The organism is Salipaludibacillus sp. CUR1 (assembly GCF_021028955.1).
Lineage (GTDB): Bacteria > Bacillota > Bacilli > Bacillales > Salisediminibacteriaceae > Salipaludibacillus.
In genome coordinates this window covers 25,539-46,371 of sequence record NZ_JAIWPE010000012.1, presented here as the reverse complement: position 1 = coordinate 46,371, position 20,833 = coordinate 25,539, and the positions used below count along the sequence as shown (strand labels likewise).

At 42.3% G+C, this 20,833-nt stretch carries 21 protein-coding genes and 1 pseudogene; 17 read left to right on the top strand and 5 right to left on the bottom strand.

Annotated features, from left to right (window positions below; translation table 11 throughout):
- Positions 1-148 precede the first annotated feature (148 nt).
- Entirely contained in the window at positions 149-1,993 is a 1,845-nt protein-coding gene (locus K8O68_RS02255) for a Xaa-Pro dipeptidyl-peptidase (protein WP_230895316.1), read from the top strand.
- A gap of 69 nt (positions 1,994-2,062) precedes the next feature.
- Here the strand turns inward: K8O68_RS02255 and K8O68_RS02250 are convergent, their stop codons facing one another.
- Both K8O68_RS02250 and K8O68_RS02245 read right to left on the bottom strand, forming a co-directional pair.
- The gene (locus tag K8O68_RS02250; protein WP_230895315.1) at positions 2,063-2,620 is read right to left on the bottom strand and encodes a methyltransferase domain-containing protein; all 558 of its coding nucleotides are present in this window, start codon (positions 2,618-2,620) and stop codon (positions 2,063-2,065) included.
- A gap of 147 nt (positions 2,621-2,767) precedes the next feature.
- Positions 2,768-2,926 carry a hypothetical protein gene (locus tag K8O68_RS02245; protein WP_230895314.1) on the bottom strand — a complete coding sequence of 53 codons (159 nt, stop codon included), beginning with the start codon at positions 2,924-2,926 and terminating at the stop codon, positions 2,768-2,770.
- Positions 2,927-3,204: 278 nt separating this feature from the next.
- Between K8O68_RS02245 and K8O68_RS02240 the strand changes: the two genes are divergently transcribed.
- The 3 genes from K8O68_RS02240 to trpB all read left to right on the top strand — a co-directional run bounded on the left by K8O68_RS02240 (position 3,205) and on the right by trpB (position 6,059).
- Entirely contained in the window at positions 3,205-3,993 is a 789-nt protein-coding gene (locus tag K8O68_RS02240) for a class I SAM-dependent methyltransferase (RefSeq protein ID WP_230895313.1), read from the top strand.
- A 20-nt stretch (positions 3,994-4,013) separates the two neighbouring features.
- Positions 4,014-4,685: a uracil-DNA glycosylase gene (locus K8O68_RS02235; protein WP_230895312.1), complete on the top strand. Its 672-nt coding sequence runs from the start codon at positions 4,014-4,016 to the stop codon at positions 4,683-4,685.
- 204 nt (positions 4,686-4,889) lie between these two features.
- The gene (gene trpB / locus K8O68_RS02230) at positions 4,890-6,059 is read left to right on the top strand and encodes a tryptophan synthase subunit beta (protein WP_230895311.1); all 1,170 of its coding nucleotides are present in this window, start codon (positions 4,890-4,892) and stop codon (positions 6,057-6,059) included.
- A gap of 120 nt (positions 6,060-6,179) precedes the next feature.
- Here the strand turns inward: trpB and K8O68_RS02225 are convergent, their stop codons facing one another.
- Complete coding sequence (locus tag K8O68_RS02225; protein ID WP_230895310.1) at positions 6,180-6,575, bottom strand: hypothetical protein; 396 nt, start codon at positions 6,573-6,575, stop codon at positions 6,180-6,182.
- A gap of 582 nt (positions 6,576-7,157) precedes the next feature.
- Here K8O68_RS02225 and K8O68_RS02220 point away from each other — a divergent pair.
- The 5 genes from K8O68_RS02220 (at position 7,158) to K8O68_RS02200 (ending at position 10,908) form a co-directional block, all read left to right on the top strand.
- A complete protein-coding gene (locus tag K8O68_RS02220) occupies positions 7,158-7,481 on the top strand; it encodes a P-II family nitrogen regulator (RefSeq protein ID WP_230895309.1) in 324 nt (107 codons plus the stop codon).
- A gap of 196 nt (positions 7,482-7,677) precedes the next feature.
- A complete protein-coding gene (locus K8O68_RS02215) occupies positions 7,678-9,165 on the top strand; it encodes a potassium/proton antiporter (RefSeq protein ID WP_230895308.1) in 1,488 nt (495 codons plus the stop codon).
- A 113-nt stretch (positions 9,166-9,278) separates the two neighbouring features.
- Positions 9,279-9,686: an NUDIX hydrolase gene (locus tag K8O68_RS02210; protein WP_230895307.1), complete on the top strand. Its 408-nt coding sequence runs from the start codon at positions 9,279-9,281 to the stop codon at positions 9,684-9,686.
- Between the two features lie 40 nt (positions 9,687-9,726).
- Entirely contained in the window at positions 9,727-10,344 is a 618-nt protein-coding gene (locus K8O68_RS02205; RefSeq protein ID WP_230895306.1) for an NUDIX hydrolase, read from the top strand.
- 21 nt (positions 10,345-10,365) lie between these two features.
- Positions 10,366-10,908, top strand: coding sequence for a GNAT family N-acetyltransferase (locus tag K8O68_RS02200; protein ID WP_230895305.1), 543 nt, complete (start codon positions 10,366-10,368; stop codon positions 10,906-10,908).
- Between the two features lie 513 nt (positions 10,909-11,421).
- Here the strand turns inward: K8O68_RS02200 and selD are convergent.
- Positions 11,422-12,444 carry a selenide, water dikinase SelD gene (selD, locus tag K8O68_RS02195; protein ID WP_370640468.1) on the bottom strand — a complete coding sequence of 341 codons (1,023 nt, stop codon included), beginning with the start codon at positions 12,442-12,444 and terminating at the stop codon, positions 11,422-11,424.
- Positions 12,445-12,663: 219 nt separating this feature from the next.
- Here selD and K8O68_RS02190 point away from each other — a divergent pair.
- From K8O68_RS02190 to selA, 3 genes and pseudogenes are all read left to right on the top strand, one after another.
- Positions 12,664-12,861: pseudogene (locus K8O68_RS02190) on the top strand (SelT/SelW/SelH family protein); the annotation flags it as partial.
- Between the two features lie 211 nt (positions 12,862-13,072).
- The gene (locus tag K8O68_RS02185) at positions 13,073-13,210 is read left to right on the top strand and encodes a hypothetical protein (RefSeq protein ID WP_177174397.1); all 138 of its coding nucleotides are present in this window, start codon (positions 13,073-13,075) and stop codon (positions 13,208-13,210) included.
- A 321-nt stretch (positions 13,211-13,531) separates the two neighbouring features.
- Complete coding sequence (gene selA / locus K8O68_RS02180; RefSeq protein WP_230895302.1) at positions 13,532-14,962, top strand: L-seryl-tRNA(Sec) selenium transferase; 1,431 nt, start codon at positions 13,532-13,534, stop codon at positions 14,960-14,962.
- Position 14,963: 1 nt separating this feature from the next.
- Here the strand turns inward: selA and K8O68_RS02175 are convergent, their stop codons facing one another.
- Positions 14,964-15,104, bottom strand: a complete 141-nt coding sequence (locus tag K8O68_RS02175) for a small acid-soluble spore protein P (protein ID WP_230895301.1) — start codon at positions 15,102-15,104, stop codon at positions 14,964-14,966.
- A gap of 113 nt (positions 15,105-15,217) precedes the next feature.
- Here K8O68_RS02175 and K8O68_RS02170 point away from each other — a divergent pair, with 113 nt between their 5' ends.
- The 5 genes from K8O68_RS02170 (at position 15,218) to K8O68_RS02150 (ending at position 20,815) form a co-directional block, all read left to right on the top strand.
- A complete protein-coding gene (locus K8O68_RS02170; RefSeq protein WP_230895300.1) occupies positions 15,218-15,472 on the top strand; it encodes a hypothetical protein in 255 nt (84 codons plus the stop codon).
- Positions 15,473-15,771: 299 nt separating this feature from the next.
- Positions 15,772-18,492 (top strand): aconitate hydratase AcnA, encoded by a 2,721-nt coding sequence (gene acnA / locus K8O68_RS02165; protein ID WP_230895299.1) that lies wholly within the window; start codon positions 15,772-15,774, stop codon positions 18,490-18,492.
- 597 nt (positions 18,493-19,089) lie between these two features.
- Positions 19,090-19,776 (top strand): C40 family peptidase, encoded by a 687-nt coding sequence (locus K8O68_RS02160; RefSeq protein ID WP_230895298.1) that lies wholly within the window; start codon positions 19,090-19,092, stop codon positions 19,774-19,776.
- Positions 19,777-19,901: 125 nt separating this feature from the next.
- Positions 19,902-20,621 carry a DUF421 domain-containing protein gene (locus tag K8O68_RS02155; protein WP_230895297.1) on the top strand — a complete coding sequence of 240 codons (720 nt, stop codon included), beginning with the start codon at positions 19,902-19,904 and terminating at the stop codon, positions 20,619-20,621.
- A gap of 59 nt (positions 20,622-20,680) precedes the next feature.
- Positions 20,681-20,815, top strand: a complete 135-nt coding sequence (locus K8O68_RS02150) for an FbpB family small basic protein (protein WP_230895296.1) — start codon at positions 20,681-20,683, stop codon at positions 20,813-20,815.
- Positions 20,816-20,833 lie beyond the last annotated feature (18 nt).

Sequence of the window (20,833 nt, the reverse complement as noted above, 5' to 3'; positions counted from 1 at the left end):
ACAGTTTAACGGGCGCCCATTATTCTACAAAATATTCTGAAAACAAATGGTAAGTTTTAATAGAGAACGCTTTGTTAAGTTCTTAACCGTTATAAAAGGAGGGTAGGCAGGTACTTATATTTTTTCAACTAAAAAGGAGGCCAACCATTTGAAAAAAACATCGTTACTTAGCGGACTTAGCAGTCTGGTAATTCTCTTGTCATTAGTTTCACCTTCAACTACTTCTGCAGAGCCAGGTGACTTGCCTTTAAACGGATTGATTCCTGAAACAGCTGATGAAACTACTTTTATAGAGCTTGAGGAAGGGAAAACGTCTCCTGTCTATTCTACCTCTGATGCCATAGTGGAGAACCTGTTAGTAGAAACGACAATAGATAGTGATAATACAGGTGAACGTGATCTGGTTTCAATTAAAGTGATGAGGCCGAACACAGAACCAGGAGTTAAAGTACCTGTTATTTATGAGATGAGTCCTTATCGAGCCGGTTTAAGGCCGCTCCATTTTTTTGACGTAGATGTGGATCTTCAACCAGTGCCTCATCCGGGGAATGGATACGGCCGTGGAAATACCGGCGGCAAACCTTTCACCTCTGGACAAGTTACCGGCCAACTGGCAAATTATTATGTCCCGCGTGGATATGCAGTCATTTTAGGAGAAGGAATTGGGAGCGGCCGCTCGACAGGCTGTGCAACTTCAGGAGACAAATATGAAACATTAGGAACGGTGGCAGTTATAGAATGGCTAAATGGAAAGGCAAGAGCATTCAATACGGACGGGGAAGAAGTTTTCGCTGACTGGTCAACTGGAAATGTGGGAATGACCGGAGCTTCTTATAATGGAACCCTTGCTACCGCGGCTGCTACGACTGGAGTGGAAGGTTTGAGAACGATCGTGCCGGTTGTGGCTATTAGTAACTGGTATGACTACTTCCGTGCTAACGGAGCTGTTGTTGCACCAGGCGGTTTTCAAGGAGAGGATGCCAGTGTGTTAGCTGACGCAGTGACAACCAGGGCCAATGGGGAAATTTGTGATCCCTTACTTGAAAAAATGGTGGAAGATGAAGACCGTATAACAGGGGATTATAACGATTTTTGGGATGAACGAAATTACTTAAACGATATTAAAAACATAGAAGCAAGTGTGTTCCTTGTGCATGGGCTAAACGACAGAAATGTAAGGACAAAACAATTTTCCCAGCTGTGGGAAGCGATAGGGCAGTACGATATTCCGCGCAAAATGTGGCTGCATCAAGGTGGGCACAGAGGGGCCGGTTCAGCGAACAACTGGCAGGAAACCCAGCATAAATGGTATGATTACTGGCTATACGGATTAGAAAACGACATTATGGAAGAGCCAAAAGTAGATGTTGAAAGAGAAGATCGGTCGTGGCATAAACAGGAACACTGGCCACATGCAGACGTCAAATCGACCAATTTTTATTTCCAGCCGGAAGATGAAGGAACAGGTTCTCTGGAAGTATCACCGGTCCGTCATCTTCCAAAAGTAAAACAGACTTTTACAGATGCGCCCCGGGCAAACCCAATCAGTCTGATTTCCGAGCCGGACGACGTGCAGGAGAATAGGGTGGCGTACACAACAGACCAGTTAGCAGAACCGGTCCACATGAGCGGAGCCCCTGAAATAAAGGTAAGGGCCAGTTTAAACAGTGAAGTCTCAAACTTATCTGCTTTTCTGGTAGATTATAAAAAGGACGGGACACACACTGTGGTGACACGCGGATGGATGGATGCCCAGAACATTCACGGGGAAGAGCGTTCCATCAGCTTAGTTCCTGGCAGGGATTACACCTTTGAATGGGATATGCAGCCGCACGATTATGTCTTTAATGAAGGATCTCGTATTGGTGTGGTAGTAATGGCGAGTGACCGCGACCATACGCTTCGGCCATTGTCAGAAATAGAAGTATCTCTATTACCAACAAAAAGTAACCTGACCCTTCCGATTATTAACGGAAAGGATGCCATTAAGTAAATACAAGAACTAAAAAGAGACTAGGCAAAGCTTAGTCTCTTTTTAGTATGAACTAGGTACAGCTGCCTTCTATACTTTTCTGGCAAGGATCGTCTGGCGGCCTTCATGCTCATTTTCTTCATAAAAAAGAATGTGCCAGTTTTTAAATTCAGACAGCAGTTCTCCCGGCTGTAGCTTATAGTTATCAGAAACTTTGCTGTTGCCAGCAGGGGAGACATAGTACGTCTCTATAAAAATAAAGCCATTCTTTTTAATAATTGATTTTATATAAGGAAAAATCAGACGGTCAAGATAATAAGTAATAACTGCCAAGTCAGCTGAATTTTCCTCCATGTCAGATTGTTTCAAGTTAGTCAGGTCCCTTGTAAAGGCGTCAATTGCCAGATTTTCCTTATCAGCCAGTTCTTTCACATGACTTACTGCCACATCAGAAATATCCACTGCGCTAACCTTATAATTTAACTTGGCAAGGAATACACTGTTTGCCCCTAGCCCGCAAGCAAGGTCGACTGCTGTACCTCCAGTAAAATAAGGGGCCAGTTTTATTAATCGCGGATTAGGTTCTTTCTGTTTTTGCTGCTCTATTCTATCGGCATGCTTACTGTTCCATTTCTTTTTTGAATCCAATGGTCTGTTTTCCTCCAAAAATGTTATGAATTACTTCTCTTTAATTAACTCTATCATAAGTTTTCCAGGGATAAACATAAAGAAGGAGAAAAACAGAGGGAGGCTTTTCTAACTTGGGGAAACAGCAGATTAACTAGGCTAATCTTACTAAACAAGATAAACGGCAGCACTTAAATAGTGAAAAGAAAACGTGAAGGAAGAGTATTTCTGGGAAAAAACAAACCATTTCAGGTATTTGTCAAACAGATAGCCATTACGGTCATAACTTGCCAGAAAAATATAAACTTTGCTGATTAACATATCCATTTGCTCCCACTCCCTTTTACTGGGTAGTGTGCACAAATTTTGGAAATTTATGTGGGGTTTCTAAAATTTTTTTATTGGGGGACTTTAAACGAAAGATTTTGAACTTTATTTTGCTGGGATTTTACCCGTGTACTATAAGACAGGAAGCTCAGCCTCGATAGTACTCGGCCAATATTAATCCGAATGTAAATACCATTCCTGACTAAGCCATAGAGAGATAAAGATGATAAACTGAAAATAATAAACTTTTTAGATAAGTGCGGGGGAGGGACTCTGGAGTGGAAGTGAATTTTGGGAACGTAGCCCATCATTATGCCAAGTACAGAAATGATTTACCTGATGAACTATTTGCCAGTTTTAAAGTCAGAGACATAACTTTTCAAGATAAAAAAGTAGCTGATTTAGGGTCAGGAACAGGCATCTTAAGCCGGGCACTTTTCAAAGAGGGGGCCACGGTAACCGGCATCGAACCCTCGAAAGAGTTAATTCAAAAAGCTGAAGAAATTGATATAAATGAAGAGATGACAATTAAGTATGTGAATACGGGTGCTGAAAATGCAAACCTGGATTCCAATGCATATGATTACGTAACTGTTTTAAGAGCATGGCACTGGTTCGACAGAGAAAAAGCGCTTGAAGTGATAAATCAAATATTAAAACGAAATGGAAAATTAATCGTGATGGATTCAGGGTTCATTTCTCAAGTGTCACTAATAATCGATACACTGGATATGATTAAAGCTTATATGCCTGATGGCAAATTGAAAGCTGCCGGATCAAAGGCAAGTTCAACACAAAGAATAAATGGTTTTCCTGTTGAATGGTTTAAAGAGTGGGAAGATTACGGGCTGGACTTAAATGACACCTATAAATTCAATTATATGGTGTCATTTTCCAACGAGGAATGGACAGGAAGAGTCGGATCTCTTTCATGGCTGTCCCAAATACAGGAAGCTGACCGCCGGAAACTGCTGGAGCAACTATATAATCATCTGAATAAAAAGTTTACCGACACTCAGCATGATATCGAACATGCATGCACCGTTGCCATTTTAACTAAACGGTAGAGCGGACAGGAGGGATAATATTGGGATTGGAAACGCTGAATGACACAATTTTAAAGTGCAACAAATGTCCGAGACTGAGAGAGTGGTGCTTCCAACAGGAAGGATCAAAGAAAAAGTTCGAGAATGAGACTTACTGGAAACTTCCATTACCGGGGTTCGGCGATCGAGACGCCAGGGTCTTAATAACAGGTCTTGCTCCTGCAGCGCACGGAGGAAACAGGACAGGCAGGGTATTTACAGGAGATACGTCTGGTGAGTATTTATTTTCAGCTCTTTACCGGCACGGATTTTCCAATCGTAAAGACTCTTTATACAGGAATGATGGTCTTACCTTAACAGACGTTTATATAACAAACGTGGTCAAGTGCGCTCCGCCCAAAAACAGGCCTGATGCTTCAGAATTTCATACTTGCAGCCCTTTCCTGATAGAAGAAATGAGGCAGTTGAAACAGGTTAAAGTCATTCTTGCTCTCGGTGGACAGGCTTTTGATAAAACAAGACGGGTTTTAAAAGATATGGGGGCGGACGTGGGAGGATCTGCATTCGGCCATGGCGTCACATACAATCTGGGGCCGGGCTTTCCCATTCTTGCAGGTTCTTATCATCCTTCTTTATATAATATTAATACCCGGCGTGTAACACCTGCTATGCTGGACGATGTCTTCGAATCTATTAAAAAGTATTTATGCTGAATTTTTAAGCGTATAAACCTGACCCTGTGCGGCTTATCTCGCAGGGTCTTTTTTTATGATGAAAACTCATGTGTTTTGGAAATACAATGATTGACAGATGATGCCGTTCCCTATAAAATACAATGTAATTCTTTATAGTTTTAGTTTAGCAGAGTAGCAGAGTGAGATTAGAAAAAATGAGATTAGCTGAGGAGAGTGAGTATAATGAATGAAGTAAAAGCACAAGCGGGTTATTTTGGTGAATTTGGGGGAAGTTTTGTCCCGCCCGAACTGCAGGAAGTTCTGGATATGCTTGCAGAACAGTTTGAGAAATATAAGAATGATCCGGAGTTTAATGAAGATTTCAAATATTATTTGCGGGAATTCGTTGGAAGAGAAAACCCGTTGACGTTTGCTAAAAATTTAACTGAAGAATTTAACGGAGCAAAAATCTACCTTAAACGGGAAGATTTAAACCATACAGGCGCGCACAAAATTAATAACGTGATTGGCCAGATTCTTCTGGCAAAACGGATGGGGGCGCACCGAATTATTGCTGAAACAGGCGCCGGGCAGCATGGCGTGGCGACTGCTACAGCATGCGCTACGTTTGGAATGGACTGCACGATCTACATGGGTAAACTGGATACCGAAAGGCAGGCATTAAATGTTTTCCGTATGGAGCTGTTAGGTGCTAAAGTAGTGGCTGTTGATAAAGGCCAGGGAAGACTGAAAGATGCCGTGGATGCAGCACTCCAGGATTTAGTGGAAAATTATGAATCGACGTTTTACCTGCTTGGTTCAGCCGTCGGACCTCACCCGTTCCCATCGATGGTTAAACACTTCCAGTCAGTTATCAGTGAAGAATCAAAGCGCCAGATTCTTGAAAAGGAAGGCAAGCTGCCAGGCGCGGTAATTGCTGTGACCGGTGGTGGCAGCAATGCGATTGGAGCGTTTGCCCATTACATTGACGAACCATCTGTCAGGCTCGTCGGTGTGGAGCCTGAAGAGGCGGCCACGTTGTCAAAAGGGACACCGGCAGTCCTCCATGGATTTAAGTGCCTTGTGCTGCAGGATGAAAACGGAAATCCTGAACCGACTTACTCTATCGCTGCCGGGCTGGATTATCCGGGGATCGGCCCCGAACACAGCCACTTGAAAACAAGCGGCAGGGCGGAGTACTATACGGTATCTAAGGAAGAAGTTCTTGAAGCTTTCCAGCTTTTATCAAAAAAGGAAGGAATTATTCCAGCTTTGGAAAGTGCCCACGCTGTAGCGTTAGCTAAGAAACTGGCTCCTGAATTTTCAAAAGACGAAAATATCATTATTAATATCTCAGGCCGCGGCGACAAAGACGTCCAGCAGGCGTATGAGATGTTTAACAAACAGTCATAAAAGTTGGTGCTGCTCATGTGGCACCTACACATGTATAAGGAAGAAACAACGAGTAAAATGCCGCATACGGCAGATTAAAAGACAACAAACAAACCCGCCAGGTCACACTGGCGGGTTTGTTTACTGCTTACCGAACATACGGCTCCAAATATTTCGCTCATATTCCCATAGTTTCAGGTCCTTTTTTTTGTTTAGAAAGTCGATCACTCTGTCACCATGTTTTGGAAATGACAGGTCAGCTTTTTCATCAAGGAGGACACGAACACGCATGATGCCTTTATTAACCATGACGTTCTCACAATCTTCCCATAAGAACTTCTCCATAAGGCTTACATCCCTGTCTTCAATGACTTCCAGAATGAATAAATTCTCTTCACAAAAACCAGCGTAAAAGGACCCGCTTTTTATCTTGCCGATTTTTACGGGCACAATCATTTGCACCTTCGTATCTTCGCTTTGAAACCAATCTCTCACAAGTCGTTCATGATCTGATGTCTGTTTCTTTTGATTATCCATTTTTTCACCACCAGCTGGATTACGTATGATAACATAACGTTAACAAAAATTCCCTGTATTTTAAACTTAATTAACGGCGGGGGGCTTGCACCTTGGTAATTGAGGTTGGAATAATCATTATTGTTTCAGCTGTTTTCTTATCTTGGAATATCAAACGTTTATTACGAAAATATTACCATATTGAAAGGAAAAAATCTTTCTTTATCGAATACGTTAATCTGAGCCACAAAATCGCTATATGAACTATAAAAACCGTATTTTTCATCTTGCAGGCTGTCATTTCTTATATGGTCACTTTTCACTTACTGCTATTTTGTATTATTTTTGTCTCTACTGGGTTCATCCTGCTTACATTCATTGTTCAAAGCTATTTTGAATGACGTATTTTTCCCAGCCGCAAACGTCACTTCTTAACTTGACTGACTTTTAATTTTTCTGAGATATTATTCTTCCAGTTTGCCAGTTTCTCATTCAATCAGGCACTAGTCAGCTTAAATTCAATAAGCCTCTTTGATAATCTAAAGGTTAAATAATCGTTAATCGTGAAATAGTAGGATAGACAGGACTTAAGGAGGCGGTTGAATGAGTAAAGATTACAAAGCAATCATTTCTATTGTTGATAACAACTTGACTGAAACTATACTTGAAAAGATTGAAGAGGAGCACGGAATAACCAAAAGTACGGTTATTTTGGCCAGGGGAAGAAGTGATAAAGACGGCGAATTTTTCGGTTTAAAAGTTGAACCGGAAAGAGAATGTGTGATGACTCTTGTAAAAGAGGAATCTTCCAAGCAAGTCATTGAGACGATCGAGACTTACGGGAAGTTAAAAGAGCCGGGGCAGGGTATAGTATTTTCACTATCGTTAGAGCATGTAGGCGGTTTACTGCCTGCTCATATGGAATAATAAATAAGAGGGTGCTTTCAAATTTGAAGGCACCTTTTTCAAATCATTGTTTTACATAATAATTTCAAATACAAGTATAGGCACTAATTTATTATCGATAATGTAAGGTGTGTTATAATAGTTGCAGATAATGGAAGGTTGTTCCACATAGTGAAAGTTATTTATAGTCATTTTGAAAGGCGTGGTAGAAAGCAGGATGTTCGGAGACATATTATATACAGATTATTTTGTACTTATAGTTGCACTTTTCCTTATAATAGGGGTATTCACTACGAAGTTCTCTACAAGGCTGGGCGTGCCTGCACTCATTCTGTTTATAATCCTTGGAATGATTGCCGGAAGTGACGGCCTGGGGCTTATTTATTTCGATAACCCTTCTTACGCTCAATTAATAGGAATTTTTGCTTTGGTTGTTATACTTTTTGAAGGGGGACTGTCTACTAAATGGACGACGATTAAACCGGTGGCTGTTCCTGCTATTCTATTAGCTACTGTGGGGGTACTGGTCACCACCAGTATTGTCGCTATCGGTGCGACGTTTATCCTTGGAGTCACCTGGTTAGAAGGACTGTTGTTCGGGGCAATAGTCGGGTCTACAGATGCGGCCGCTGTTTTTGCAGCGTTAAAGGAAAAAAATATTAAAGCCCGTCTTGGAGCTACGCTTGAAGCCGAATCTGGAACAAATGACCCTATGGCAATGTTTTTAACCCTCGCTTTTATAGAGTTAATTCTATCCGATGAGACCGGTATTGGCAACACGATTGGGTCATTTTTTCTTCAAATGGGATTCGGTATAATATTCGGGATGGCCTTAGGCTGGCTCGCTTCTAAAATTATTAACCGTATTAACCTCGATTCCGGCGGCCTTTATCCAATAATCGCCATGGGTTTTGCGCTTCTTACATACAGTGTGACCGCCAGCCTGGGCGGCAGCGGGCTGCTGGCTGTGTATGTCGCTGCTTTGATTATCGGTAACTCAGATTTAACATACAGGCATACTATTTTCAGGTTTAATGAAGGCTTCGCCTGGATGATGCAAATATTAATGTTTATTATTCTGGGGCTTCTTGTGTTTCCAGGACAATTATTTGCTGGCGAAATTATTCTTCACGGGCTGCTTTTATCTTTCATTTTAATGCTCATTGCAAGACCTGTAGCAGTATTGATTTCCACCCTGGGATTTAACTATTCCTGGCAGGAAAAAACGTTGCTCTCCTGGGCTGGTCTCCGGGGGGCTGTACCAATTGTTTTAGCCACTTTCCCAATGATTGCAGGGCTTGAGAATGCTCAGTTGTTTTTTAACGTCGTGTTTTTCGTCGTGCTGACTTCCGCGTTAATACAAGGCGCAACGATTTCTCCTTTTGCCCAAAAATTAGGCTTAACAGGTCCGAAAAAAGTTGTTCCTTTGCATTCGTTAGAGCTCGTATCAATCGGACAGGCCAACGCCGAGATTATCGAGTATACGGTTAATGAAGAAACAAGAATTGTCGGAAAAACACTGGCTGAAATTGAATTTCCTGACGATGTCTTAATCAATGCTATCATCCGTAAGGGTGAATTAGTTACTCCGTATGGTGAGACTGAGATTAAAGATAAGGATATCCTTTATATTCTTGTATCCCGGTCAAGTAAAAAAGATCTCAAAAAAATGCTTGGAGAGCGCAAAAATATCCCCGATGATTAAGAAAATTAAATGTAATCCTGACTGGAGGTTTCTTTATAATTTAGAAACCTCCTTTTTATATCATCAATTTCAAAAAAATGGATTTATATTGAAATTAAGGAAGGAGCATATATATGGAAAGTCCGAAGCATATCGTCTCTGCAGCAGCCGTTGTATTAAATGAGGAAGGGCATCTCTTATTGATTAAAGGGCCTAAAAGAGGCTGGGAAATGCCCGGCGGCCAGGTTGAAGAAGGAGAATCAGCCATGGACGCAGCAGTGAGAGAAACGAAAGAAGAAAGCGGCATCGATATAGAAATTATTAAATTCTGCGGTGTTTTTCAGAACAAAGGAGATAAAATTTGTAATTTACTCTTTCTCGGAAAGCCGCTCGGCGGGGAACTAACCGTTACACCTGAAAGTTTGGAGACAGGTTTTTATCCACTGCCGGAAGCTTTGGAACGGGTCACTTGGACTAATTTCAAAGAAAGAATTAATTTATGTTTAAACGAAGACCGACATCCCTTTTTTGTAGATTTTTAGAAAACCTAAGCATAAACTTTGAAATCGACAGGAGGGCATTATGAGTTATAAATGGCTTGACTGGGCAAAAAGAATCCAATCTGTTTCACAAGCGGGACTTGCTTTTTCTAAAGATAAATATGACATTGAACGCTACAAAGAGCTGCAGACTGTCAGTGCTGAAATTATGGCAGAATATACTGATTTAGAGGCTGAAAAAATCATCGGGCTATTTAATAAGGAGTCAGGTTACCAGACGCCTAAAATAGACGTGCGCGGTGCAGTTTTTAGAAATAATAAGATTCTTTTAGTGCATGAAAAAATGGATAATAAGTGGTCCTTGCCTGGAGGGTTTTGTGAGGTAGGGCTTTCGCCAGCTGAAAATATTATAAAGGAAGTAAAAGAAGAAGCAGGATTCGATGTGAATGCAGCCAGGTTGCTGGCATTACTGGATATGAATAAGCATCCGCATCCCCCTCAGCCTTACCATTATTACAAAATATTTATCCTCTGTGAGCTGGCGGGAGGCAAAGCGGCTGCAGGCCTGGAAACTAAAAATGTTAAATTCTTCAGGGAAGACAAGCTGCCGGACTTATCTCAGGCCAGAAATACGGAAGGGCAAATCAGTATGCTGTTTGATTTTTTGAAAAAACCTGAAAAGCAGACGATTGTCGATTAGAAAATTAGAGGAGGAACCCCGATGGCTTATTTTAAAACAGAAAGATTAGTTTTGAGGCCCCTTCAGCTCAAAGATGCTGAGCGAGTGGAAGAGCTGGCAAAGGATTATGATGTGGCGAAAACAACATTGAATATTCCTCACCCTTATCCTGCAGGGGGAGCTAAAGAATATATCCAACGGGTAACCGAGGCAGAAAAAAATGGAGAAATTGTATGCCTGGCAATTACACAAAAAGAAAACGAAACGTTTCTAGGGATAATCAATATAAAAGAAGATGTGAAACACCATCGTGGAGAACTGGGTTACTGGATCGGAAAACCTTATTGGGGACAGGGTTACTGCACTGAAGCAGTAAAAGCGCTTATTCCGTTCAGTTTTGAGGAATTGAAGTTAAACAAATTATTTGCGACAGCCTTTACAGCTAACCAGGGTTCATGGAAAGTGATGGAGAAAAGTGGTTTAAAGTATGAAGGGACATTAAAACAGCATGTTCACCGATCAGGCCGTTATTTTGATTTAGCTTATTACGGATTAATTAGAGAAGATTACTTAAAAGAACGGTAAGAAAATGGAGCGAGTATGCTTTTAGGGATTCAGTGGAAAGAGAGGGTTGATATGATCCGATCGGATCAGTGTAGCTGCTGGGATATACGGTCCACTCAATGTGTCGGATGATCGAGTGAATGGGTCAAAAAAGGGGTTTGGGGTTCACTCATGACGTGAATGGTCAAGCGAGCGGCTGATATAACAGATATATGGTCCTCTCAACATGCAGATAGTCGAGTGAGCGGACGATAAAACGACTATATAGCCTGCTCATCGAGCCGAAAATTAAATGAGCGGCTCATAATACTTAAATAACTTTTCAAAGGCTGCATCTCCTGGCGAACAGATTATAAAATGCCTGCTCCACCCACCAGATCAGCGTCATCACTGCTCCCGTTCACGTATGAAACGCCGCCGGTGGAACCACTGCCACCTCCGCAAAACCCAATCACCCATCACGAATCCTCTAAAACCATAATAAAGAGCTGGCTTCAAAAGTTTCCCTTTTGAGCCAGCTCTTTCTCACAATCGTTAAGCTTTAACTTGAATTGCTTTCTCCTGCTTATCGTTTACTTCCCCGATCACCGCTGTGGCTGTGTGGCCTTTACTTTTCATCTTCTGAACATAATCATCTGCTTCTTCTGCCGGCAGGCTGACCAGCAGTCCGCCGCTTGTAATTGAATCGCAAAGAATCAGCTGGTCATGCTTTTTAATTTTTTTCTCATAGGAAACGTTCTCAGATAACCAGCTGTGATTATCACGGGCACCGCCTGGGATGACGCCCGCTTTGGCATGTTTTACTGTCCCGTCAATTAAGGGAATAGCTGAATAGTGGAAAGTCAATGTCACATCGCTTCCGCAAGCCATTTCATACCCGTGGCCGAGAAGCCCAAAGCCGGTCACATCAGTCACCGCGTTCGGGTGGTAATCAGCCAGTGTTTCTGCAGCTGTTTTATTCAGTGCAGCCATTGTGCTCGTGGCTTCATCTTCTTCCTGTTCGGAAGCTTTTCCGAATTTAACAGCCGTGGTGAGAATTCCTACACCAAGCGGTTTAGTCAGGACTAATTTATCCCCCGGTTTGGCCCCCACGTTTTTGAACACTTTGTCAGGGTGGACGGTGCCTGTGCAGCTTAAGCCGTACTTAGGCTCCTGGTCGTCTATGGTGTGTCCCCCTGCAATGACGGCACCAGCTTCTTTCACTTTATCGGCGCCGCCTTTTAAAATAGCCGCGAAAACTTCGGCAGGCAGTTTCTTAATTGGAAAGCCCGCAATATTAAGAGCGGTTTTAGGCGTGCCGCCCATGGCATATACATCGCTTAGGGCGTTGGCCGCAGCGATTTGCCCGAACATATAAGGGTCATCTACGATCGGAGTAAAGTAATCCACTGTCTGTACGATAGCAAGATCTTCTGTTAATTGATAGACGCCGCCGTCGTCTGATGTGTCAAGCCCGACGAGCAGCTGTTCGTTATCGTCTGATGAGGGCAGATGGCACAAAACTTGCGCCAGGTCACTAGGACCGATTTTGCATCCTCAACCAGCTTTTTTAGTCATTTGAGTCAGTCGTTTATTTGATTGGAACGGTTTTTTAAACATCCTGTTATCGCACCTCCTTTACTAACGTCCATTATAACTGTTTTCTTTGACCTTGGACAAATGATCTTTTACAATATAATGTAGTTAAAAAAAATTCACATAATATTCACAAAAGGGGTTTTTGAAATGAAGCTAAAAGTAACAGTTGAATTTTGCATGCAGTGAAACTATGCGCCTAAAGCTGCGAGTTTCGCAGAAGATGTTTTTGAAGATATGCGGCACAATGTGGAAGAGATGGCCCTTATTCCAAGCTCTGGCGGTGTATTTGAAATATATGCGAATGGCCAAAAGATTTTTTCTAAGTTTGACACTGATCAGTTCCCGGATCATAAAGAAGTCATTAACCAGCTTGAATCAATGATAAATTACGGATGATTCAGTTCTGTGACACCGCCCATGAGCGGTGTTTTTTGGCTCCGAGCCTGTCTCCGAAGCCTGAAATATTCCTGTTTGCAATGAAGAAGCTGCCGTCCCCTATGTAAGCGCAGCCATATTTATTCATTTTTTGTTTTAATCTATCCGTTGTTTTTGTATAATAATGACGAGGGACCGAAGTTAAGTTTGTACTGAAAGGGGAGAGGGAACTGTGTTGAAATTGTTTATGAAATGGCTTGGAATCGGCATAGGTATCGGAGTAGCTATTTACGCTGCCGGTTTTGCAAAGGATTACAAAGAGCAGCAGGAAATTGCACGTGAAAGAGATCGATTCGGTACAGGTGAATAAAACTGTTTCTACATAAGGCTTCCAGGCCCTGTGGAAAATGGAAAAGGTGGTCTATTCAGACCACCTTTTTATAAAGTGAACGTTCTGGGGCAAAGTAGATGTTTATCTTTTGTAAACACCTCATTTTTACGTTTAATACGAGCCTTGCCGATGCTGTTGCTTTTATAAGTTATACAAGCGAACCACCCCTCAAGACAATCAAACGAATCCCGCTTTCATTCACTTTCGTTGAAAAAGGCCAGTGACCTTCTTCACTAATTAGATTAACCACTGAAGGAAAGGGCTATAACTGGTAATATAATGAACTGAGGAGTTTTAATTATGAATCCATACCAACTGCTTCCGCCGGTCCATGAGGTGCTCGCCTCATCCGAAGCGCAAGAGCTGATAGACATATGGAAAGTTCCGGAAAAACTGTTTAAAGACTGGCTACAGGAGGAGGTCGATTACGAGAGGGAGCTCATTGCTGAAAAAAAGACGTCCAATGATAGCTTAACAAGGCCCCAGCTTACGTCTCAAATTTTAGAAAGACTTACACGGCGGTGCCGTGATTTTTCGCCGTATAACTTAAGGCATGTCGTGAATGCGACTGGAACAGTCCTCCATACGAACTTAGGACGGGCCCGCCTTAGTGAGCGTGCAGCAGCCCAGGTTGTGAAAAGCGCCACCCATTATTCCAATCTGGAATATGACTTGGAATCAGGACGAAGAGGATCACGGCATTCGATTATCCAGGATTTACTGGCTAAAGCCTCGGGGGCTGAAGCAGCCATGGTCGTTAATAACAACGCTGCTGCTGTATATTTTATTTTAAGGGCTTTTGCCGAGGGGGCTGAAGTGATTGTTTCGCGAGGTGAATTAGTCGAAATTGGCGGCTCTTTCAGAGTGTCTACTATAATGGAAGAAAGCGGAGCAAAGCTTGTCGAAGTGGGGACCACCAACAAAACACATCCTTCCGATTATGAAGAGGCCCTTTCAGATAAAACAGCTATGGTCATGAAAGTACATACGAGCAATTTTAAAACAGTCGGGTTTACTGAAGAAGTGCCTGTGAAAGAGCTGAAAGAGATTGTTTCTTCCTCATCATTAGAAGAGGCTCCTATCGTTTATGAAGATCTCGGCAGCGGGTCGCTGTATCCGTTTAAAAATAAAGGAATTGGCGATGAGCCTTTAGTAAAACAGGCCTTGAAAGACGGGGCTGATCTTATTTCATTCAGCGGGGACAAGCTGCTGGGCGGGCCCCAGGCCGGAGTGATCGCAGGGAGGAAGACACTGATCGATAAACTGAAAAAACATCCGCTGGCCCGGGTACTCCGAGTGGATAAAATGACGCTGGCCGCACTTGAAGCCACACTGTTTGATTATGTATACCGTGAAAACGAATTAAACGACAATCCGACAGTGAGAGATATTTTAAAATCCCGGGAACAAATTAGGGAAACGGCCCAATATACTTTCAACGAATTGCAAGGCAGCCTGCGTTCAGTCAGTCTGTCGGTTGAAGAAGAAACGTCTAAAGTAGGCGGGGGAACGATGCCTCTTGAAGAACTGCCGACATGCGGAATCGCCCTGACTAAAGAAGGAATGTCTGCAAATGCGTGTGAGCGCTTTTTCAGAAAAGGAGATATTCCTGTCATTTGCCGTGTGACTGAAGACCGGCTGTTTATTGATTTCCGGACACTGGATGAAGAGGATCTTTTAGTTGTTAAAAATAAAATACTCGCACTGGATAACGTCAATGGAGAAGGCTGACTCAGCCTTCTCCATTTGTTTGTGAGACCTGATTTTTCTTTTTAGTCTTATGGGAGCCTTTTAAAGGTGCAGGCTGTGTCGTATGGTTCTCGGCAGCTTTGGGGTTTGACCGTCTCTGTTTTTTAAATGTATTTTTCTCCATGTCATAGACCTCCTCCGAAAAGATGATAAGGATTGCTTTCTGTTTTTAGCATACTCACCCTCGCTTGAAACATACTATAGCTGAAGGTATTTTAAAAAAGGAGTTGGTTCCGTATGCCTTATGAAAAAAATAAACGGCAGGCTTTTGAAGCGGCTCAGCAGGCTTATGTCCACATGGAAGAATCCTTCAGCCAAATCGACCCCGGTTCCCCTGACTATGGGCACCAGACAAGGCTTGCCGAAGAGGAACTGAATAAAGCTTCCCAGATTATCAGCAAAGCTTATACCACAGCTTCTGAACATCAAAGACAGCAGCTTGACCTTTATTCACAAACACTCGAGCGGCTGAAACAGGATTTAATGCAATAACCGTCATTCATGTTTAATTGGCCTGACCATCTTGAGTCAGGCCTTTTGTTATGGTGCAGAAATGGAATCCTTTGAACCCCATCTGCCATGCTCATTTTTTAATAATTTCCAGCTATAACAATAACTCTGAAAAGAGCTCTGTCAATTTTTTTTAAGGGATATGATTTGACTGGTTAATGGGAAGGGCTTCATACTTATTGCTATAGTGAGAAAATGAAAATATGACAAATTTTCGAAAAAAGGTTTTAGACAATTATGAAAATGTGTTATATGATAGTACGTGAAGGAGGGAAATACATATGTCAAACGAAAATAAAGCATTGTATAATTCAAAGAAAACCTTTGAAGCAAATGGCGAAACGTATCATTATTACGACTTGAAAGCGATTGAAGATGCGGGAGTTGGAACCGTTGCCAATCTTCCATACTCCATTAAGGTGCTTCTTGAGTCCGTCCTGAGACAATATGACGGGCGTGTCATTAAAGAAGAACATGTGGAGAATTTAGCTAAATGGGGTACGGACCAAGTAAAACATGTGGATGTTCCATTTAAGCCTTCCCGGGTAATCTTACAGGACTTTACAGGCGTTCCTGCTGTTGTGGATCTTGCCTCTCTTCGTAAAGCCATGGCTGACATGGGCGGAGACCCTAAAGAAATCAACCCGGCTATTCCTGTAGACCTGGTTGTTGACCACTCTGTGCAGGTTGACGATTTTGGTAAAGCCAACTCGCTTATGCGAAATATGGAGCTTGAATTTAAAAGAAACGAAGAACGATATAAATTCTTAAACTGGGCTCAGAAATCTCTTGATAATTACCGGGCTGTTCCGCCTGCAACAGGGATAGTACACCAGGTAAACCTTGAGTACTTAGCAAATGTCGTACAGGAATCAGAGACTAATGGGGAAAAAATTGCTTTTCCTGATTCTCTTGTCGGTACTGACTCCCATACAACAATGATAAACGGCCTCGGTGTATTAGGCTGGGGTGTCGGCGGTATTGAAGCCGAAGCTGGTATGCTTCAGCAGCCGTCTTATTTTCCTGTGCCTGAAGTTGTCGGGTGTAAGCTTAACGGTGCTATGCCTGAGGGCGCGACTGCGACTGACCTTGCACTAAAAGTGACTCAGGTTTTACGTGAGAAAAAAGTGGTAGGGAAGTTTGTTGAATTCTTCGGCAGCGGCCTCGCTGATATGACGCTTGCTGACCGTGCGACAATTTCCAATATGGCTCCTGAATACGGCGCCACTTGCGGATTTTTCCCTGTCGATGACGAAACACTGAACTATCTCCGTTTTACCGGCAGAAGTGAAGAACTTGTAGAATTAGTAGAAAAATATACGAAAGCAAACGGCATGTTCTATACACCAGGACAGGATGATCCTGAATTTACGACCGTAGTGGAAATCGACCTCGGATCCATTGAGCCGAACTTGTCAGGTCCTAAGCGTCCACAGGATCTTATTCCTTTATCAAAAATGAAAGAGAAGTGGGAAGAAGCGTTAACAGCTCCTGTTGGAAACCAGGGCTTTGGCTTGTCTCCTGAGGAAATTTCCAAAGAAACAACTGTTGTGCATCCAAACGGAAATTCTTCCACTCTTAAAACAGGTGCTGTTGCCATCGCTGCGATTACAAGCTGTACGAATACGTCAAACCCGCACGTTATGCTTGGTGCAGGCCTTCTTGCTAAAAATGCAGTTGAAAAAGGCTTAGACGTGCCTGATTATGTGAAAACAAGTTTAGCTCCCGGTTCTAAGGTTGTAACAGGCTACCTTGAAAACGCCGGATTAATGACATACCTTGATAAATTAGGGTTCAACCTCGTAGGTTACGGCTGTACGACCTGTATCGGTAACAGCGGCCCTCTTCCTGAAGAGATCGAGAAAGGCATTTCAGAAAGTGATCTGACCGTTGCCTCTGTATTGAGCGGTAACAGAAACTTTGAAGGACGTATCCATCCACTAGTTAAAGCAAACTACCTGGCATCACCGCCGTTAGTCGTCGCTTATGCATTAGCAGGAACTGTGGATATCGACCTTCAAAACGAGCCAATCGGCAAAGATGCTGATGGAAATGACGTCTTTTTCTCCGACATCTGGCCGTCTAACGCGGAAATCCAAAAAGCAATGGAAGAAGCGGTGGACCCTAAACTGTTCAAGAAAGAATATGAGCGGGTGTTTGACGACAACGAAGAATGGAACAAACTTCAGACGACAGAAAGTGACTTGTATAACTGGGATCCTGAATCCACTTATATACAAAACCCGCCGTTCTTTGAAGATATGTCAGCTGAACCTGAAGACGTTAAAGAGCTTAACGGCTTAAGAGCGGTTGGTAAGTTTGGCGACTCTGTCACAACTGACCACATTTCACCTGCTGGTGCCATTGCGAAAGACAGCCCGGCCGGTAGATACCTTATTGAAAAAGGCTTATCTCCAGCTGAATTTAACTCTTACGGTTCCCGCCGCGGTAACCACGAGGTAATGATGCGTGGAACGTTTGCCAACATCCGTATCAAAAACCAGCTTGCTCCGGGGACAGAAGGCGGTTATACGACTTACTGGCCGACTGGCGAAGTGATGGCGATTTATGATGCGTGTATGAAATACAAAGAAGAAGACACGGGACTTATTGTCCTTGCCGGTAAAGATTATGGTATGGGAAGTTCCCGTGACTGGGCAGCTAAAGGAACTAATTTATTAGGTATTAAAACAGTCATTGCTGAAAGCTTCGAACGTATCCACCGAAGCAATCTTGTGTTGATGGGTGTGCTTCCGCTTCAGTTTAAAGAAGGGGAAAACGCAGATACTCTCGGGCTTACCGGGAAAGAACACTTTGAAGTGCAAGTGACTAATGAAATCCAGCCGCGTGATCACGTGCAAGTGGTCGCTAAGGATGCTGAATCAGGTAAAGAAACGACTTTTGAAGTTCTTGCCCGATTCGACAGCGAAGTGGAAATCGACTACTACCGTCATGGCGGTATCCTGCCAATGGTTCTTCGTAACACACTTGCTGCAAAATAAAAGATTACAAGATTACAAAAGGTGCCTTTCTTAGGGCACCTTTTTTTGTTTACCAGACATGTCTGTTTAATTTAAATGCCGATCTGTGAAGACAGTGGTAACAGTTGGCTGAAAACATAGTTTTCAGTTCCAAAAGAAATCTAAAGGAAGCTAAAAGTAAACTGGTTTAAGTGTGAAATATCCCGGGACAAATTTAAATTAATTTTATTTTTTCACTTTTAAAACCAATTAATTAAGCCATATGTCTTATTGTGAGCTGATAGAGTCACTTAACTTCACGATTTCCTCACATTTTTTGTTGCTGTGGGCTTAGAAATAGAATGAGGATGGAAATATAGCCAAATTTTGTATTTTTTAAAAGGACTTTAGTTACTATTAAAAGGAAATATAATCCATTTATACCAAACAATATTTCAGTTAAGTTACAGGTTCTTTTAAGTTCGTTGACATTTGGCAAAAAAGGGTTTAATTTGTACATTTTTGGTTGTAGTATTAATCTTGTTGCAAGGGACAAGCACGATGCAGCATAAAACTATTTTCAAAACTTAATAGAACTTATATAAAAAATATCTTAATGAGAAAGTGGGAGAGAAAGAAATGAAAAAATTCATCATGAGCGTAACTTTAGCAGGTGCACTTTTAGCTGTGCCTTCAATATCGGAAGCTTCATTAAATATGGGTGACAGAGGAAACGACGTAAGAGAACTTCAATCAGCATTGAACGATAATGGTAAAAATATAGCAGTCGATGGAATCTTTGGTCCACAGACACTAAATGCAGTCAAGTCACACCAGCGGGCAAACAGCATTTCCAGCCCGGCAGGAAACTTTTATGGCACAGCAGGACCAGCTACCCTTGGATCGTTAGGTCTTTCTAACAGCTCTTCAGGGTCATCAACAGCAACACAAACAGCAACAACAGTAAGTAACAGCAGTTCCAGCGGTATTATTTCAACAGCCAGAAGCTTAGTAGGAACCTCTTATGTATGGGGAGGAACGAGCCCAAGCGGTTTTGACTGCAGCGGATTCATACAGTACACTTTCGCCCAAAACGGTCAAAGTATACCGCGTACGGTCTCACAAATGTGGAGTGCTGGAACTTCAGTATCAAGCCCGCGGACTGGCGATATCGTGTTTTTTGAAACAAGAACTGGCCCTTCCCACGCAGGTATCTACCTTGGAAACAACCAGTTCATCCACGCAGGCTCTTCTACAGGAGTGACGATCTCAAGTATGAATAATTCCTACTGGAGCAACGCATATATGGGAGCTAAAAGATTATAATAGCCTCTGAAATATACGAAGCACTACGGTTTTCCGCCGTAGTGCTTTTATTTTGTATGGTTGAATACAAAACGTTTAGAGAGCCATACTAATTTGGAAATGATGAAATTAAGCAGGTGAAACAGATGGCTGACTTTTGGCAAGGAGCAGAAGATTTACCGATCTACGGTTTTTTAATCCGGGCCTCGATTGTTTATGTGTACGTTTTTGTGCTTATTAAAGTTTTGGGACAGCGTTCAATGACGACAATGCATCCTATCGACTTCCTTTTCGGTGTCATCATCGGGGATGTCGTCGGGGAACCTCTTTCCGATGGTGAACTTGCATTATCAGGACCGTTATCGGCTGCCGCTTTAATTGGAGGAATCCATTTGTTCTTGTCTTATATTGCTTTAAAGATGCCGAGATTCCGAAGAGTAATTGAAGACGAACCGATTATTTTAGTCGAAAAAGGAAAGATTCTTCACGACCAGATGGCTAAAACAAAGGTTACGGTAGAATCACTTTTAATGGATTTAAGGTTGAACAGTGCGAGTGATCTGAATGAAGTAGATTATGCGGTATTGGAATCAAACGGACAAATTAGTGTAATTAAAAAAACGCCTTATGATTCGTTAACGCCTGAGGATATGGGACAGAAACCGCTTGAAAAAGGATACCCGACAGTCCTTGTCCAGGATGGCAGGTATATTAAAGCGAACATCGATAAAGTTGTTACAATGGACTGGGTAAACAGACAAATTGAAAATTACGGTTTCAAAAATGTAAAAGAGGTGTTTCTTATGACAATGGATGAAACAGGAGCCATTTACCTTAGTGAAAAAGGAACAGGCTCTTCATCATAGTATAAAATTGTCAGATAATTCCTATACTGATGGTAATTACGTTAAAGGAGGCCATTAATATGGGCAAAAGATCCAAAGAGAGGTTTGAAGAGCTCTATAAAAAGAACCTGCAATCTATTATGGAAGATGCAAAGCAGCTTGAACTTATCGAGGAACGAATAGACAAGCGCCATGTAAAGCGTCTAGGAAGTTAATCCTGATATAAGGAGGTG

What these genes read in the sequence shown, in the direction of transcription:
- selA (WP_230895302.1), top strand. Translation starts at nt 13,532, where the DNA reads ATGAATCCATACCAACTGCTTCCGCCGGTCCATGAGGTGCTCGCCTCA.
- K8O68_RS02160 (WP_230895298.1), top strand. Translation starts at nt 19,090, where the DNA reads ATGAAAAAATTCATCATGAGCGTAACTTTAGCAGGTGCACTTTTAGCT.
- K8O68_RS02215 (WP_230895308.1), top strand. Translation starts at nt 7,678, where the DNA reads ATGTTCGGAGACATATTATATACAGATTATTTTGTACTTATAGTTGCA.
- K8O68_RS02150 (WP_230895296.1), top strand. Translation starts at nt 20,681, where the DNA reads ATGGGCAAAAGATCCAAAGAGAGGTTTGAAGAGCTCTATAAAAAGAAC.
- K8O68_RS02200 (WP_230895305.1), top strand. Translation starts at nt 10,366, where the DNA reads ATGGCTTATTTTAAAACAGAAAGATTAGTTTTGAGGCCCCTTCAGCTC.
- K8O68_RS02205 (WP_230895306.1), top strand. Translation starts at nt 9,727, where the DNA reads ATGAGTTATAAATGGCTTGACTGGGCAAAAAGAATCCAATCTGTTTCA.
- K8O68_RS02245 (WP_230895314.1), bottom strand. Translation starts at nt 2,926, where the DNA reads ATGGATATGTTAATCAGCAAAGTTTATATTTTTCTGGCAAGTTATGAC.
- K8O68_RS02210 (WP_230895307.1), top strand. Translation starts at nt 9,279, where the DNA reads ATGGAAAGTCCGAAGCATATCGTCTCTGCAGCAGCCGTTGTATTAAAT.
- acnA (WP_230895299.1), top strand. Translation starts at nt 15,772, where the DNA reads ATGTCAAACGAAAATAAAGCATTGTATAATTCAAAGAAAACCTTTGAA.
- K8O68_RS02225 (WP_230895310.1), bottom strand. Translation starts at nt 6,575, where the DNA reads ATGGATAATCAAAAGAAACAGACATCAGATCATGAACGACTTGTGAGA.
- trpB (WP_230895311.1), top strand. Translation starts at nt 4,890, where the DNA reads ATGAATGAAGTAAAAGCACAAGCGGGTTATTTTGGTGAATTTGGGGGA.
- K8O68_RS02220 (WP_230895309.1), top strand. Translation starts at nt 7,158, where the DNA reads ATGAGTAAAGATTACAAAGCAATCATTTCTATTGTTGATAACAACTTG.
- K8O68_RS02175 (WP_230895301.1), bottom strand. Translation starts at nt 15,104, where the DNA reads ATGGAGAAAAATACATTTAAAAAACAGAGACGGTCAAACCCCAAAGCT.
- K8O68_RS02170 (WP_230895300.1), top strand. Translation starts at nt 15,218, where the DNA reads ATGCCTTATGAAAAAAATAAACGGCAGGCTTTTGAAGCGGCTCAGCAG.
- K8O68_RS02155 (WP_230895297.1), top strand. Translation starts at nt 19,902, where the DNA reads ATGGCTGACTTTTGGCAAGGAGCAGAAGATTTACCGATCTACGGTTTT.